Here is a 17,125-nt window from a genome sequence, read left to right as displayed (position 1 = left end):
GCGCTTGATTAAACGATTTCATATCGTTTTTACTATTAAAAACAATACGCAAAAATTCTGTTGAAAAATTTTTTATTTATATATAAAATTTAAGTTGAAAAATCATAGCTTTGCAGACCGAAATACAAGCGTGTAAAAACGCCTTTAACATTTTGATTTTTATAATTTTATCAAAAACAGTATATGCCTAACATTGGAAAAATAGCGCAGATTATAGGACCGGTAGTTGACGTAAGTTTTGCTAACGATGCTCATTTACCTAAAATTTTCTCTGCATTAGAGATTACAAAAGAAAACGGACAAAAGATCGTTTTGGAAGTTCAACAACACCTTGGTGAAGACCGTGTACGTGCCATCTCGATGGACTCGACAGATGGTTTGGTTCGTGGTATGGATGCAGTAGATACTGGTGCACCTATCAAAATGCCTGTTGGAGATCAAATTAAAGGTCGTTTGTTTAACGTAGTTGGAGATGCAATTGACGGTATCACAGCGGTTGATAAAACTGGTGGTCGCCCAATTCACAATGCTCCTCCTCGTTTTGAAGATCTTTCTACAGAAACTGAAGTACTATTTACTGGTATTAAAGTTATCGATTTGTTAGAGCCTTATGCAAAAGGTGGTAAAATTGGATTATTCGGTGGTGCTGGTGTAGGTAAAACTGTACTAATCATGGAATTGGTAAACAATATCGCTAAAGCTTATGCTGGTTTATCAGTATTTGCTGGTGTGGGTGAGCGTACTCGTGAGGGTAACGATTTATTGCGTGAGTTTATCGAATCTGGTGTAATTAACTATGGTGATGAATTCTTACACTCAATGGAAAAAGGTGGATGGGATTTAAAAACCGTTGATACAGAAAAATTAAAAGAATCAAAAGCAACGTTGGTATTCGGTCAAATGAACGAACCTCCTGGTGCACGTGCTCGTGTAGCCTTATCAGGATTAACAGTTGCAGAATATTTCCGTGATGGTGATGGCGAAGGCGCTGGAAAAGATATCCTTTTCTTCGTTGATAACATCTTCCGTTTCACTCAAGCAGGTTCTGAGGTATCGGCACTATTAGGTCGTATGCCATCTGCGGTAGGTTACCAACCAACATTGGCAACCGAAATGGGTTTAATGCAAGAGCGTATTACTTCAACTAAACGTGGTTCAATTACTTCAGTACAAGCGGTATACGTACCTGCGGATGATTTAACTGACCCTGCACCGGCTACAACTTTTGCCCACTTAGATGCAACTACAGTACTTTCTCGTAAAATTGCTGAGTTAGGTATTTATCCTGCGGTAGATCCTCTAGATTCTACTTCACGTATCCTTTCTCCTGCTGTTTTAGGCGATGAGCATTACAATACAGCTCAACGTGTGAAAGAAACTTTACAACGTTATAAAGAATTACAAGATATCATTGCGATTTTAGGTATGGACGAATTATCTGAGGAAGATAAATTAGTGGTATCAAGAGCTCGTCGTGTTCAACGTTTCTTATCTCAACCTTTCCACGTAGCTGAGCAATTTACAGGCTTAAAAGGTGTGTTGGTTGACATTAAAGATACCATCAAAGGATTTAATATGATTATGGATGGTGAAGTTGATGAATATCCAGAAGCTGCATTTAACTTAGTTGGTAGCATTGAAGAAGCTATCGAAAAAGGTAAAAAATTATTAGCAGAATCTAACTAGTATATAGTAGTTAGTACTTAGTATAAAGATAAGTTTCTCTAGCCTAAGTACTATCTCATTAATTTATTTGGTGGATTGGTCTAAATACTAATTACTAAATACTAACTACTAAAAGAATGACTTTAGAAATATTAACTCCAGATAAAAAAGTTTTCGAAGGCGATGTAACTTCAGTTACCGTTCCTGGAACTTTAGGTTCTTTTCAAATTTTAAGAGGCCACGCTCCTATTATCTCTACTTTAGAAGATGGTTTAGTAATTATTAAAGATGCTAACGGCGAAAATACCTTTAATATTAAAGGTGGTGTAGTTGAAGTTCTGGACAATAAAATTATAGTTTTAGCAGAAGCAGTAGTAGCTTAAGCTTTTATCAAAATAACTTAAAAGCCTTTCCGTAATTCGGAAAGGCTTTTTTTGTTTTTCAACTTTAAGAAAATTAACCTTAGTACTTCTTAATCTCTTAATGTTATAATTTGAAAAGCAAAACTAGTATTTCATTTTAACGACACTCCTCCTTTCCGCTAAATCTTTTCGTTCCTTCCACAAAGTTGGCCCTGACACGAAAAGTATACCGCTGCAATGAGGTTTATTTCACCTAATGCTGTGCTACTATTTAAGTTTCCTTACACAAACCCCAATTATATAGCCCTGACAGAAACGAACACTAGCGAAGCGACGTAAAGTGAATGGCAGGATTGTCTAAAATAATTGCAGGAATTTGCGCTTCAAAAGAGATAAATTTGAGTAGTTTTTCTAGTATTTTTTGAATTTTAAGCAGAAAATCATCAATTTACAATGCAAGCATAATAAACATACCGAATACCGAAATCATATTTAGTCTACCTATCACCACCATATACATCGAATTAGTATAATAAATAGATATTTAATTCCGTATTATTATAAAAATCAAAATAATATTTTTTTTTAATTATTTTTCATTTGCTATTGCTAGTTTATGAACCAAAAACTAAATTGGTTTTATAAAACAATGACAATGTACAACCCTAAATATTTTAGTTTAAGTTTAGCAAATAGAGCAGACAATACGTCTACTTTATATGTCATTCTTATTGCTATTATTCTGCTACTAAGTAAGCAGCAGGGGTCGCTATAAAATGAATATTTAATACTCAAAATATACCTAAAGCGTCCCAATTAAAAGGGACGCTTTTTTTAAATAAAAAAATTAAAATGCAATACTACAATTCTAACACAGTAATTTATGTAAACGGCCGGTTTGAAAAAGCCGAAGAAATGAAAACAGACTTATACGGTCAGTCGTTACATTATGGTTTTGCAGCTTTTGAAGGCATAAGAGCTTATAAAACTCATAACGCTACTCGAGTATTTAAAATAAAAGAACACTACGATAGGTTGCAACGTTCTTGCGAGTTAGTTAATATTCCATTTCCATGGGATAAAAATGAACTAATTAAACAAACCTATAAATTATTAGAATTGAATAATTTGAAGGATGCCTATATCCGTCCCTTAGTGTATTGCGAGCCAAACATGACGTTGATTGCTCCACAAGAAGCATCAATTATGATTTGTGCGTGGGAATGGGGCGCTTATTTAGGCAACAAACAATTAAAAGTTTGCGTTTCTCCTTTTCAAAGACCAAATCCCAAATCAACTTTTGTTGAAGCTAAAATTAGCGGGCATTATGTAAACTCCATTTTGGCTACTACAGATGCAAAAAGCAAAGGATTTGATGAAGCATTGTTATTAGATATGAATGAAAATGTAGCCGAAGCTCCAGGAGCTAACATCTTCATTGAGAAAAACGGAAAATTATATACCCCTAGTTTAGGAAATATCTTAGCAGGAATAACACGCAATACAGTTATCGAATTATGTAATGTGTTAGATATCGAAGTTATAGAAAAAACCATCAGCGTTGCTGAATTAAAAAAAGCAGATAGTGCATTTTTCTGTGGTACAGCAACTGAAATTATCGGCATTCATACCATTGATGATGTAGTTTATAAACAAAAATGGAATGATAGTATTGGCGCTACAATACAACGAGCTTATAAAAATTTAGTGTTAGAAAAAGTAAATTACGAGGTGATAATTTAGGTTTCAGACAGGCGACCTAATGAACAAGTGAACTAATGAACCAATTGAATAAATAGAAATGAACGAAATCAATAAATACAGTAAAACATTTACACAAGACCCAACCCAACCAGCAGCACAAGCCATGTTATACGGAATCGGATTAACCGATGCGGATATGGCAAAAGCACAAGTTGGAATTGCAAGTATGGGTTACGATGGTAACACCTGCAATATGCATCTTAACGATTTAGCTAAAGATGTGAAAGCCGGTGTCTGGAAAAATGATTTAGTTGGATTGGTTTTTAATACCATTGGCGTAAGTGATGGTATGAGCAATGGTACCGATGGTATGCGTTATTCATTAGTTAGTCGTGATGTAATTGCCGATAGTATCGAAACTATTTGTGGTGGTCAATATTATGATGGCATAATCGCAATTCCAGGTTGTGATAAAAATATGCCAGGTGCAATTATGGCTATGGCTCGTTTAGATCGTCCTTCGATTATGGTTTATGGAGGAACAATTGCTCCAGGATATTATAAAGGAGAAGAATTAAACATTGTTTCTGCGTTTGAAGCCTTAGGGCAAAAAATCTGTGGCAACCTTTCTGAAGAAGATTATCAAGGAATTATTAAGCATACTTGTCCGGGTGCAGGTGCATGTGGTGGTATGTACACTGCAAATACAATGGCAGCTGCAATTGAAGCTTTAGGTATGAGCTTGCCTTATTCTTCTTCAAATCCGGCAGTAAGTGAAGAGAAAAAACAAGAGTGTTTGGATGCTGGAAAATACATTAAAATCCTTTTAGAAAAAGATATAAAACCATCTGATATTATGACGAGGAAAGCATTTGAAAATGCAATTCGTTCTATCATTATCTTAGGTGGAAGTACAAATGCGGTGTTACATTTTATTGCGATTGGAAAATCGGTTGGCGTAGAAATTACGCAAGATGATTTCCAAAAAATGAGTGATGTAACACCTGTTCTTGCCGATTTTAAACCAAGCGGCAAATACTTAATGCAAGATTTACATCAATATGGTGGTATTCCAGCTGTGATGAAATATTTATTGAATGAGGGTTTATTACATGGCGATTGTTTGACCGTAACTGGAAAAACTGTAGCGGAAAATTTAGCTGATGTGAAATCGGTTATGGATTATGACCAGAAAATCATTAAAAAATTAAGCGAACCACTTAAAGCTACAGGCCATTTACAAATCCTTTATGGAAACTTGGCAGAAAAAGGTTCAGTTGCAAAAATATCTGGAAAAGAGGGAGAGAAATTTGAAGGGCCAGCTCGTGTATTTGATGGTGAGCGTGATTTAGTTGCGGGAATTTCTTCTGGCAGAATTAAACCAGGTGATGTAGTAGTGATTAAAAATGAAGGGCCAGTTGGTGCTCCTGGTATGCCAGAAATGTTAAAGCCAACCTCGCTGATTATCGGTGCTGGTTTAGGTAAATCAATTGCGCTAATTACCGATGGCCGTTTCTCTGGCGGTACTCATGGTTTCGTTGTTGGCCATATAACCCCTGAAGCCTATAAAGGTGGTTTAATCGGTTTAGTAGAGAATGATGATCCAATTTTAATCGACGCTGTGAATAATATCATCAGCTTACAAGTGAGTGAAGAAATTATCGCAGAGCGAAGAAAGAAATATAAACAACCTGCCTTAAAAGTTACTAAAGGTGTACTTTATAAATATGCCAAAACAGTTTCAGACGCAGCAAATGGTTGTGTTACAGACGAATACTTATAACTCACAAAAGGAATTAAGAAGCTAAAGAATTTAGAATAAAGACTATGGAAACTGCACAAGAAACAATACCAACAACTGAGGCTAAAGCAGAAACCTCAACAAAAATTTTCAAGGGAACTGGCTCACAAGTTCTTCTAAATGGATTAATTGAAGAAGGTGTACACACCATTTTTGGTTATCCAGGTGGTGCAATTATGCCAATTTACGATGCATTATATGATTATGCAGATAAATTAAAACATATTTTGGTGCGTCACGAGCAAGGTGGAATTCACGCGGCTCAAGGTTTTGCTAGAGCAAGTGGCGAGGTTGGTGTTGTTTTTGCAACTAGCGGCCCAGGGGCAACAAACTTGGTAACCGGTTTAGCAGATGCTCAAATTGACAGTACTCCCCTAGTTTGTATTACAGGACAAGTTTTTGCTCATTTATTAGGAACTGATGCTTTTCAAGAAACGGATGTAATTAATATTACTACGCCCGTTACCAAATGGAATTATCAAGTTACCGATGCAAATGAAATTCAAGAAGTTTTAGCAAAAGCATTTCATATCGCTAAAAGTGGAAGACCAGGCCCTGTTTTAATCGACATTACTAAAAACGCACAGTTACAAATCGAAGAGTTTCCTGAATACGTAAAGTGCAATCATATTCGCAGTTATCGTCCAAAACCAAAAGTTAGAATACAATATATTGAAGAAGCGGCAGCATTAATTAATTCTGCTAAAAAACCATTTATATTGTTTGGTCAAGGAGTTGTTTTAGGCAAAGCCGAAGAAGAATTTAAAGCGTTTATTAATAAAAGTGGAATTCCAGCTGCTTGGACAATTATGGGCGAAGGTGCAATTCCAACTTCTCATCCTTTAAATGTGGGTATGTTGGGCATGCATGGAAATTATGGCCCGAATGTTTTAACCAACGAATGCGATGTTTTAATTGCTATAGGAATGCGTTTCGATGATCGTGTAACTGGTCGTTTAGATAAATATGCGAAGCAGGCCAAAGTTATTCATTTAGATATTGATCCTGCCGAAATTGATAAAAATGTGAAAGCAGATGTTGGCGTTTGGGGCGATTGTAAAGAAACTTTGCCATTATTAACCAATTTGGTAAATGAAAATAAACACGAAGATTGGTTAGCTAAATTTAGAGATTACAATCAACAAGAAATAGATCAAGTAATTACGCCAGAGCTTTACCCAACTGGAGATGAAATGACCATGGGCGAAGTATTGCGCAACATCAACGAAATTTGTGGTGGCGATGCCGTAATTGTTACGGATGTTGGTCAACACCAAATGGTTGCATGCCGTTATGCTAAATTTAACAACACACGTAGTAATATCACTTCTGGTGGATTAGGTACCATGGGTTTTGGTTTACCTGCAGCAATTGGCGCTAAATATGGCGCACCAGACAAAACAGTTATTGCTATAATTGGCGATGGCGGTTTCCAAATGACACCACAAGAATTAGGTACGATTATGCAATTCGGTGCAGCTGTAAAAATTCTGATTTTAAATAATCGCTTTTTAGGAATGGTTCGTCAGTGGCAACAATTATTTCACGATAAACGCTATTCATTTGTGAACATTACCAGTCCTGATTTTGTAGCATTGGCAAAAGCTTATTATATAGATGGGCAAATGGTTAACGAACGTGCAAACCTAAGAACAGCTTTGGAAACGATGATAAATCACGAAGGCTCTTACTTACTGGAAGTAATGGTTGGAAGAGAAAACAACGTTTTCCCGATGGTACCACAAGGTTGCAGCGTAAGTGAAATAAGGTTGAAATAATTGAGCAATTAAAAGAGAATAAAATGAGTACAATAGATCATTTCGAGAATAAAAGTGCCCCTTTAATTGATGGGAAAGAAGAATATACTATAACCGTTTATGCAGAAAATCGCATTGGTTTATTAAACAGAATTGCTATTATTTTTTCTAAAAGGAAAATAAACATTGAGAGTTTAAATACTTCTCCATCTGAAATTGAAGGCATTCACCGCTTTAATATTGTGATTCACGAAGGTTACGAAGTAGTTAGAAAATTGGCTCGTCAGATTGAAAAACAAATTGAGGTGTTAAAAGTATATTTTAATACGAACGATGAAATTATTTGGCAAGAACTAGCACTTTACAAAGTATCGACAGATGAAATTGCAGAAAAAGTAACTGTTGAGCGTTTGTTAAGACAATATGGTGCAAGTGCGGTAGTTATTCGTAAAGATTATACTGTTTTTGCGGTAACTGGTCATAAAGAAGAAACAGATGCTTTAATAAAAGCATTAGAACCTTACGAATTAATTGAATTTGTACGTAGTGCAAGAATTGCAATTATAAAAGATAGTGCAGGTTTCCACGAAAAATTGAAGGAATTTGAAGCTATTGAGCCAGGTGAAGAATTGGTAGAAAATGAGTTTTTAGAAAAAGGCGCAAAAATATTTACAATGTAATATTCTAAAAGATTAAGAGATATGAAACTTATAAATGTTGTACCAGTTTTAAGAATATTCGATTACGATAAAACGATTGAATTCTATGTGAATTGGTTAGGCTTTAAAATAGATTGGGAACACAGATTTGAGGAAAATACACCCGTCTATATGCAAGTTTCGTTAGACGATATTATTTTGCATTTAAGTGAGCATCATGGTGATGCATCACCAGGTGGAAATGTTTTTGTTCGTTGCGAAGGTGTAAAAGAGTTTCATAAACAATTAATTGCAAAGAAATATAAATACAATCGCCCAGGTTTGGAAGAAACTTTTTATTGCAGTTGGTGCGTAACCGTAAACGATCCTTTTTATAATAAAATTTCATTTAATGAGGATATTGATAAGGTAGAGAAATTGTAACCTGACCAATGAAAAACAGAAAATAGTTAATTAAACCCGATTGAAATGAAAAGCCCACAGCGTAGCGAGGACTTGAAATGAAAAGCGGGGCTTAAGAAGCCGAAAAGAGCTGAACACGCTTTTCAAAATAAAATTAAAACATTAAACTAATAAAGAAATAACTAAAAAACAATGGCAAATTATTTTAACACATTACCACTTAGAGAAAAACTAAACCAATTAGGCGTTTGTGATTTTATGGACAGTTCTGAATTTTTAGACGGCGTAAACGCTTTAAAAGGTAAAAAACTGGTAATTGTAGGTTGTGGTGCACAAGGTTTAAACCAAGGTTTGAATTTAAGAGATAGCGGTTTAAATATTGCTTATGCATTGCGTAAGGAAGCTATCGAAGGCAAAAGAGATTCTTGGAAAAATGCTACTGACAACAATTTTACTGTTGGTACATATGAAGAATTAATTCCGACAGCAGATGTTGTAATTAACCTTACTCCGGATAAACAACATACCTCGGTGGTAAATGCGGTAATGCCATTGATGAAAGAGGGTGCTACATTATCTTACTCGCATGGTTTTAACATTGTAGAAGAAGGTACGCAAATCCGTAAAGATTTAACGGTTATTATGGTTGCACCAAAATGTCCTGGAAGTGAAGTTAGAGCAGAATATGTGAGAGGTTTTGGTGTACCAACTTTAATTGCTGTGCACCCAGAAAACGATCCACAAGGTAAAGGTTTAGCGCAAGCAAAAGCGTATTGTGTGGGTACTGGCGGACATAAAGCGGGTGTATTAAAATCATCTTTTGTGGCCGAAGTAAAATCTGATTTAATGGGCGAGCAAACTATTTTATGTGGTTTGTTGCAAACTGGCTCTATCCTATCTTTCGATAAAATGGTTGAGAAAGGAATTGATGCTGGTTATGCTTCTAAATTGGTTCAATATGGTGTGGAAGTAATTACTGAGGCTTTAAAACAAGGTGGTATTACTGCCATGATGGATAGATTGAGTAATCCTGCAAAAATTAAAGCGTTCGAAATTTCGGAAGAATTGAAAGATATCATGCGTCCGTTATTTCAAAAACACCAAGATGATATTATGAGCGGTGAATTTAGCCGTATCATGATGGAAGACTGGGCAAATGGTGATAAAAATTTATTGGCTTGGAGAGCTGAAACTGGTGAAACTGCTTTTGAAAAAACTCCAGCTGGCGATGTGAAAATTGGTGAGCAAGAGTATTTCGATAACTATACTTTGATGGTTGCTTTTGTGAGAGCAGGTGTTGAATTAGCTTTCGAAACTATGGTTCAGGCAGGTATTAAACCAGAATCTGCATATTACGAATCATTACACGAAACGCCACTAATTGCAAATACAATTGCTCGTAAAAAATTGTTCGAAATGAACCGCGTAATTTCTGATACTGCAGAATACGGTTGTTATTTATTCGATCAAGCTTGTAAACCATTATTAGCTGATTTTATGAAAAAAGTAGATACTGATTTAGTTGGTAAAAACTTTAACGATGGTAAAGATGGTGCAGTTGATAATAGAACGCTAATTGCAGTAAATGAGGCTATTCGTTCTCATGAAGTAGAACAAATTGGTGCTACTTTACGCAAAGCGATGACAGCAATGAAATCAATTAAAACAGCATAAAAAACAACAAACCTTGCAGGTTTTAAAAACCTGTAAGGTTAAAACAATATAACAAGATGTCAAAAACATTAGTAGAAAAAATTTGGGATGCTCACGTAGTAAAAAGTGAAGCAGGGTTTCCTGATATTTTATACATTGATACACATTTCATTCATGAGGTAACCAGTCCGCAGGCTTTTGATGGCTTACGTAAACGGGGATTGCCTGTTTTTAGACCAAAACAAACCATTGCTACTGCAGATCATAATGTACCGACTGTAAATCAGCATTTGCCGATTAAAGAAGAGCTTTCTCGGTATCAGGTAGATATGCTAACGAAAAATTGTGCTGAATTTGGCGTTGAGTTATATGGTTTAGGACATCCTTTTCAAGGTATTGTTCACGTAATTGGACCAGAATTAGGAATTACTCAACCTGGAGCAACTATAGTTTGTGGCGATAGTCATACATCTACACATGGCGCTTTTGGTAGCATCGCCTTTGGCATTGGTACTTCTCAAGTTGAGCAGGTAATGGCAACACAATGTTTGTTGCAGCAAAAACCTAAAACCATGAAAATCGAAGTGAATGGTGAAACTGGTGTTGGTGTAAGCGCAAAAGACATTATTCTTTATATTATTTCGCAAATTTCTGCAGCTGGCGGAACTGGATATTTTATTGAATATGCAGGTTCGGCAATTACTTCTTTAAGTATGGAAGCCAGAATGACCATCTGTAATATGAGTATCGAAATGGGTGCTCGTGGTGGATTAATTGCTCCTGATGAAACTACTTTTGAGTACTTAAAAGGAAGAGAATTTAGTCCGAAAGGAGAAGAATGGGATAAAGCAGTGGTAAAATGGAAAACTTTATATAGTGATGCTAATGCTCATTTTGATAAAGTTTTAACCTTTAATGCGGCTGATATAGAACCGATGATTACCTATGGTACAAACCCAGGCATGGGAATGGGGATTACTCAAAATGTACCTGCAACTGATAAACAGGCTGTTCCTGAGCAATTATCGTATCAAAAAGCATTAGATTATATGGGCATTGCCGATAATTCTCCCCTATTGGGAAAATCAATCGACTATGTTTTTATTGGTTCATGCACCAACTCTAGAATGGAAGATTTACGAGAAGTTGCACATTTTGTAGAAGGAAAACATAAAGCTGAAGGCGTTACCGTATGGATTGTTCCTGGCTCTAAACAAATTGAGCAACAAGCAATTGCCGAAGGTTTAGACAAAATATTTGAAGCCGCTGGTTTTCAATTACGAGAACCTGGTTGTAGTGCTTGTTTAGGGATGAATGAGGATAAAATTCCGGCAGGAAAATATTGTGTTTCTACATCGAATAGAAATTTTGAAGGAAGACAAGGACAAAATGCAAGAACATTATTGGCTAGTCCACTTACAGCTGCAGCTGCAGCAGTTACTGGACGAATTACAGATGTTAGAGAATTGCTTGAAGCATAAAAATGATATTAGAAGTTGCCATATTAAATGTAAAAGCTGGTTTATCAGTTGATTTTGAAAAAGCTTTTAAGGAGGCTCAAAAAATCATTTCTTCAATGGAAGGTTACATTTCACATCAACTTCAAAAGTGTTTAGAAACAGCGGACAGGTATATTTTGCTCGTAAACTGGAAAACATTGGAGGCACATACCGAAGGTTTTAGAGGCTCTTCGGAATACCAAGATTGGAAAAAGTTACTGCATCATTTTTATGAGCCCTTTCCAACGGTTGAGCATTATATAAACCTGATGGAAGAGCAAGGATAAAGAAACAAAGATTAAGGACTAAACATCATCTTAAAACTTAGGTTTTCTAAGATTTCTTAGATGGTAAAAATTAAAAAAAGATGCCAGAAATATATTGGGATAGCAAATTATACTACAAACAACATCATTTTGTTTCTGATTACGGAGCAGATGTTGTGCAATGGCTTGCTCCAAAAACTGGCGAACATATTTTAGATGTAGGTTGTGGAACTGGTCAGTTAGCTGCTCAAATTGCCGAAACTGGTGCTAATGTAACTGGAGTTGATGCTTCATTTGAGATGATTAATAGTGCAAAATCCGCTCATCCTAATTTAGATTTCGAAGTAGTTGATGCGACTAAGTTGCCGTATGAAAATGCTTTTGATGCTATTTTTAGCAACGCAACTTTCCATTGGATAGAAAATCAAGATGCATTAATCAAAGGATTATATAACAGTTTAAAAACTGGTGGCAGATTAGCAGCAGAGTTTGGTGGTAAAGGAAATGTTAAAAGTATAACAGATGCTATTGAATCAGCAGCCGGTCAATTGGGTTTAATCGATCAGATTACTACAAATTTTTGGTTTTTTCCATCGGTAAGCACTTATACTACTTTATTGGAAAAACAAGGTTTTGAAGTTGAACAAGCTTGGTTATTTGACAGACCAACACCACTAAATGGTGAAAATGGAATGTATGATTGGATTAGTCAATTTGCGCAACATGCATTTAAAAAACTGACAACAATACAGGCTGAAGAAGTCAAAAATTTAGCCGTACAACTACTAAAACCCAATTATTTTAAGAATGGAGAATGGGTTGCAGATTATAGAAGATTGAGAATTAAAGCTTGGAAGAAATAAGCCTAGAAGACAGTAATTAATAAAAGAATGAAAAAATTCGAAAAATTAACATCGGCAATAGTGCCTTTAAACATAGAAAACATTGATACCGACCAGATTATACCTGCGAGGTTTTTGAAAGCAACTACACGAGAAGGTTTTGGTGAAAATTTATTTTGCGATTGGCGATATGATGAAAATCGTAATCCGAAACCAGATTTTGTTTTAAATGATAAAACGTATGCTGGCAAAATATTAGTGGCTGGTAAAAACTTTGGTTGTGGCAGTAGTCGTGAGCATGCGGCTTGGGCAATACAAGATGCTGGTTTTGATGCTGTGGTAAGTAGTTTTTTTGCAGATATTTTTAAAGGAAATGCCTTAAACAATGGTCTTTTACCAGTTCAAGTGAGTGATGATTTTTTGCATCAAATTTTTATCGAAGTAGCAAAAAATCATGAAAATGAAGTTGAAATTGATTTAGAAAAACAAACTATTACGATACTAAGCACTGGTCAGCAAGAAAATTTTGAGATTAATGCTTACAAAAAATCATGTTTAATTAACGGTTATGATGATATCGATTTCATCTTAAACCAAAAACAATTAATAGCAGAATTCGAACAAACAAAATAATGATACAACCAGTCGTCCATATTGAAAATTTAAACTTAAAATACCAACACAAATTGGTGTTAGCGGATTTGAATTGGACAATAAATCGTGGAGAAAACTGGTTGTTAAGTGGCAAAAGTGGTAGCGGAAAAACTTCATTAGTCAAACTAATTGCTGGATTAATAAGTGGTTCTGGAGATATCACAATTGAATTTGATTCTACTCATAAATTACCTGCAAAAGCATTGTATGTTGCAAGCTGGTATCAATTTAAAGATTTAGAGGGCGAATCTAATTTCTATTATCAGCAACGTTACAATAGTCAACAAGCACATCGCACACATACGGTTTATGCAGAATTACTAAACTACGGCAAGGAAAATCAGCTTCGGTTTGATGAACTTGAAAATATTTTAAGTGCTTTAGGATTTTCTGAATTGAAAGATGTTCAGTTAATTCAATTATCAAGTGGAGAACATAAAAAATTGCAATTGGTTAAGGCAGTATGGCTAAAACCACAATTGTTAATTTTAGATCAACCTTATACAGGATTAGATGTGCTTTCGCGTAAAAACCTAAGTGCATTATTGAACGAGATTTCTGCAGAAGGTGTGCAATTGATTATGATTACTGACCCTAGTGAATTACCAACATGTATTAATCGCTTTGCGGAAATAAAAAATGGAAGTTTAACTATTTCCAAATCAGTAGAATCTATTTCAGTTTTGCCTAAAAAAATCGTGAAAACCATTCCGAATTTCTTAAGTAAAGCCCCTATTTCTAGTACTGAAATTTTAATCAGCATGACTGATGTAAATATTAGTTATGGCGAGAAAAAGGTATTGCAACACATTAATTGGGAAGTTAAAACTGGCGAAAAATGGTTGTTGCAAGGTCATAACGGTTCAGGAAAATCAACATTATTAAGTTTAGTAAATGGCGATCATCCTCAAGCGTATGCGAATAACATTCACCTGTTTGGCAATAAGAGAGGAAGTGGAGAAAGCATTTGGGAAATTAAAGCGCACATTGGTTTAATATCGCCAGAATTGCATTGGTATTTTGATGCAACAGCAACAGTTTTTCAAAGTATCGCCTCTGGTTTTTTTGATAGTTCGGGTTTATTTAAAACAATTGGAGCAGAAAAACAGGCTCAAGTAGAAGAATTAATTGACTATTTCGAGCTTAATGAATATAAAAATGAGTTACTAAAAGTACTTCCCCTTGGCAAACAAAGATTGGTTTTATTGGCTAGGACAATCATCAAAAATCCCGAATTATTAATATTAGATGAGCCTTGCCAAGGTTTAGATCAACAACAAACAGAACATTTTAATCACTTAATAGATGAGCTGTGTACTAACGGGATGACATTAATTTACGTTGGCCATTTTGAAACACAACTACCAGCTTGTCTCACTCATAAACTGCTGTTAAATAACGGCGAAGTAATAGAAAATATAAAAGCGTACCACACACAAAAAGAATTAGCATAATGAAGAAGCATATATTAGTTATTCCTGGAGATGGAATTGGACCAGAAGTTACCCAATGGGGAAAAGCGGCATTGGAGCATATTGCAGCAACTTACGATCATGATTTTACATTTGACGAAGCCTTAATGGGCCACGTTGCAATTGAAGCGACAGGAAATCCATTACCAGATGAAACCTTAGAAAAAGCTAAAAAAAGTGATGCAATACTGTTTGGCGCTGTTGGTCATGCGAAATATGATAATGATCCTTCCTTAAAAGTTAGGCCAGAACAAGGTTTACTTAAAATTAGAAAAGAGCTGGGTTTGTATGCTAACCTTCGCCCTATTTTATTATTTGATGAGCTTTTACATGCTTCTAGTATTAAACCTGCTATTTTAAAAGGTACGGATATTTTGTTTTTCAGAGAATTAACAGGCGATGTTTACTTTGGAGAGAAAACTCGCTCAGAAGATAGAACAACTGCCTCAGATTTAATGATTTACCACAAATATGAAGTAGAACGAATTGCCCATAAAGCCTATGCCGCAGCTCGTCAACGTCGTGGAAAATTATGCTCGGTAGACAAAGCAAATGTGTTAGAAAGTTCACGTTTATGGCGAGAAACTGTTCAAGAAATTGCAAAACAATATCCTGATGTAGAAACTACGCACATGTTTATTGATAATGCTGCCATGCAATTAATTAAAGATCCAAAACAATTTGATGTGGTATTAACCGCCAATTTATTTGGGGATATTTTAACAGACGAAGCATCGCAAATTGCAGGTTCTATGGGCATGTTGGCATCAGCTTCTGTAGGCGATGGAACTGGATTTTTCGAGCCAATTCATGGTTCTGCACACGATATTACAGGCAAAGATTTGGCAAATCCGCTTGCTTCTATCCTATCAGCTGCGCTGATGCTTGAAATTAGTTTTGGACTGAAAGAAGAAGCAAAAACATTGGTTGATGCAGTAGATAGAGTGTTAAAAGAAGGTTTTAGAACCAATGATATTGCAGATAGCACCACCAACAGATACAAGGTATTAGGCACCCAAGAAATGGGCAAATTAGTATTAAAATTTTTATCACAAACCGTTACCACAAATTCATAAAGCGATGATACACGATCCTAATAAAGTTTACATTTTTGACACCACCTTGCGTGATGGAGAGCAGGTTCCAGGCTGCCAATTAGATACTAATCAGAAAATCGAAATCGCAAAATCTCTCGAGTTTTTAGGGGTTGATGTAATTGAAGCTGGTTTCCCGGTATCAAGTCCTGGCGATTTTAATAGTGTAATCGAGTTATCGAAAGCCGTAAAAGATCCTATTATTTGTGCGCTAACTCGTGCAAATAAAAATGATATCGACGTTGCTGCAGATGCTTTACGTTTTGCAAAAAGACCTCGAATTCATACTGGAATTGGAGCAAGTGATATGCACATCAAAACAAAGTTCAATAGTACTCGTGAAGATATTTTAGAACGTGGAGTTGAAGCGGTAAGATATGCTAAAAAATATGTGGAAGATGTAGAATTTTACGCTGAAGATGCAGGCAGAGCAGATATCGAGTTTTTAGCCAAAATGGTTGAAGCTGTAATTGCTGCTGGAGCAACAGTTGTAAATATTCCAGATACAAATGGGTATTGCTTGCCTGATCAGTATGGTTCAAAGATTTTATATTTAAAAGAAAACGTTAAAAACATTCATAAAGCAATTATTTCTGTTCATTGCCACAACGATTTAGGTTTAGCAACGGCTAATTCTATCGCTGGTTTACAAAATGGCGCTCGTCAGGTGGAATGTACTGTGAACGGTATTGGCGAACGTGCTGGTAATACTTCGATGGAAGAAGTGGTGATGATTTTAAAAACGCATAAAAGCTTAAATCTTCATACTAATATCAATACGCAAGGTTTTTACAACATTAGCAGACATGTAAGTGAGCAAATGAATATGCTAGTACAACCGAACAAAGCTATTGTGGGTGGAAATGCATTTTCACATAGTTCTGGTATTCACCAAGATGGTTTCTTAAAAAATCGCGAAAATTATGAGATTATTAAACCTGAAGATGTTGGTTTCCCATCTGCTGCAATTGTATTAACTGCAAGAAGTGGCCGTCACGCTTTAAAACACCACTTAGATAGACTAGGTCATACGTTAGATAAGGACAATTTAGATATCGTTTATAAACAATTCTTGGTTTTGGCAGATAGCAAACAAGGTATTGACGACCATGATTTAAACCAATTAGTGGCTTTAAATTTAGTTTAAGAGGGCGAAAAGGTAAAAGACTAAAGCTTAAAGCGAAATGCTGGTTTGAAACACAGTCCATTGTTAAATAAACCCGATAGCAGCGAAAAATTTTAGTGTTGTCAGTTTGAGCTTGTCGAAGACCAAACACTAAAATTTATAGCGAATA

At 35.6% G+C, this 17,125-nt stretch carries 15 protein-coding genes; all 15 read left to right on the top strand.

All coding sequences use genetic code 11. The features are described 5' to 3' along the window. Window positions 1-183: 183 nt before the first annotated feature. The 15 genes from atpD to GM921_RS01075 all read left to right on the top strand — a co-directional run bounded on the left by atpD (window position 184) and on the right by GM921_RS01075 (window position 16,977). Window positions 184-1,686 (top strand): F0F1 ATP synthase subunit beta, encoded by a 1,503-nt coding sequence (gene atpD / locus GM921_RS01145; RefSeq protein WP_182920780.1) that lies wholly within the window; start codon window positions 184-186, stop codon window positions 1,684-1,686. Window positions 1,687-1,802: 116 nt separating this feature from the next. Next, a complete protein-coding gene (gene atpC, locus GM921_RS01140; protein ID WP_182920779.1) occupies window positions 1,803-2,048 on the top strand; it encodes an ATP synthase F1 subunit epsilon in 246 nt (81 codons plus the stop codon). Between the two features lie 831 nt (window positions 2,049-2,879). Then, on the top strand, window positions 2,880-3,770 hold the full coding sequence (locus GM921_RS01135) for a branched-chain amino acid transaminase (protein WP_182920778.1): 891 nt from the start codon (window positions 2,880-2,882) through the stop codon (window positions 3,768-3,770). A gap of 58 nt (window positions 3,771-3,828) precedes the next feature. Beyond that, window positions 3,829-5,514, top strand: coding sequence for a dihydroxy-acid dehydratase (gene ilvD / locus GM921_RS01130; RefSeq protein ID WP_182920777.1), 1,686 nt, complete (start codon window positions 3,829-3,831; stop codon window positions 5,512-5,514). A 44-nt stretch (window positions 5,515-5,558) separates the two neighbouring features. After that, on the top strand, window positions 5,559-7,310 hold the full coding sequence (gene ilvB, locus GM921_RS01125) for a biosynthetic-type acetolactate synthase large subunit (RefSeq protein WP_182920776.1): 1,752 nt from the start codon (window positions 5,559-5,561) through the stop codon (window positions 7,308-7,310). Between the two features lie 23 nt (window positions 7,311-7,333). Next, window positions 7,334-7,969 carry an acetolactate synthase small subunit gene (ilvN, locus tag GM921_RS01120; protein WP_182920775.1) on the top strand — a complete coding sequence of 212 codons (636 nt, stop codon included), beginning with the start codon at window positions 7,334-7,336 and terminating at the stop codon, window positions 7,967-7,969. Window positions 7,970-7,990: 21 nt separating this feature from the next. After that, window positions 7,991-8,371 (top strand): glyoxalase superfamily protein, encoded by a 381-nt coding sequence (locus GM921_RS01115; RefSeq protein ID WP_182920774.1) that lies wholly within the window; start codon window positions 7,991-7,993, stop codon window positions 8,369-8,371. Between the two features lie 171 nt (window positions 8,372-8,542). Then, window positions 8,543-10,024 (top strand): ketol-acid reductoisomerase, encoded by a 1,482-nt coding sequence (gene ilvC, locus GM921_RS01110; protein ID WP_182920773.1) that lies wholly within the window; start codon window positions 8,543-8,545, stop codon window positions 10,022-10,024. Between the two features lie 56 nt (window positions 10,025-10,080). Beyond that, a complete protein-coding gene (leuC, locus tag GM921_RS01105; RefSeq protein ID WP_182920772.1) occupies window positions 10,081-11,484 on the top strand; it encodes a 3-isopropylmalate dehydratase large subunit in 1,404 nt (467 codons plus the stop codon). A 2-nt stretch (window positions 11,485-11,486) separates the two neighbouring features. Next, a complete protein-coding gene (locus tag GM921_RS01100) occupies window positions 11,487-11,789 on the top strand; it encodes an antibiotic biosynthesis monooxygenase family protein (protein ID WP_182920771.1) in 303 nt (100 codons plus the stop codon). A gap of 80 nt (window positions 11,790-11,869) precedes the next feature. Next, on the top strand, window positions 11,870-12,631 hold the full coding sequence (locus GM921_RS01095; RefSeq protein ID WP_182920770.1) for a class I SAM-dependent methyltransferase: 762 nt from the start codon (window positions 11,870-11,872) through the stop codon (window positions 12,629-12,631). Between the two features lie 27 nt (window positions 12,632-12,658). Then, on the top strand, window positions 12,659-13,243 hold the full coding sequence (leuD, locus tag GM921_RS01090) for a 3-isopropylmalate dehydratase small subunit (protein ID WP_182920769.1): 585 nt from the start codon (window positions 12,659-12,661) through the stop codon (window positions 13,241-13,243). Then, window positions 13,243-14,718, top strand: a complete 1,476-nt coding sequence (locus GM921_RS01085) for an ATP-binding cassette domain-containing protein (protein WP_182920768.1) — start codon at window positions 13,243-13,245, stop codon at window positions 14,716-14,718. The genes leuD and GM921_RS01085 overlap by 1 nt, the downstream gene beginning before the upstream one ends. Next, the gene (gene leuB / locus GM921_RS01080; protein ID WP_182920767.1) at window positions 14,718-15,812 is read left to right on the top strand and encodes a 3-isopropylmalate dehydrogenase; all 1,095 of its coding nucleotides are present in this window, start codon (window positions 14,718-14,720) and stop codon (window positions 15,810-15,812) included. The genes GM921_RS01085 and leuB overlap by 1 nt, the downstream gene beginning before the upstream one ends. 4 nt (window positions 15,813-15,816) lie before the next feature. Beyond that, window positions 15,817-16,977: a 2-isopropylmalate synthase gene (locus GM921_RS01075; protein ID WP_182920766.1), complete on the top strand. Its 1,161-nt coding sequence runs from the start codon at window positions 15,817-15,819 to the stop codon at window positions 16,975-16,977. Window positions 16,978-17,125 lie beyond the last annotated feature (148 nt).

This window comes from Pedobacter planticolens, from assembly GCF_014172375.1.
Lineage (GTDB): Bacteria > Bacteroidota > Bacteroidia > Sphingobacteriales > Sphingobacteriaceae > Pedobacter > Pedobacter planticolens.
This window is presented reverse-complemented; position numbering and strand designations above follow the sequence as displayed.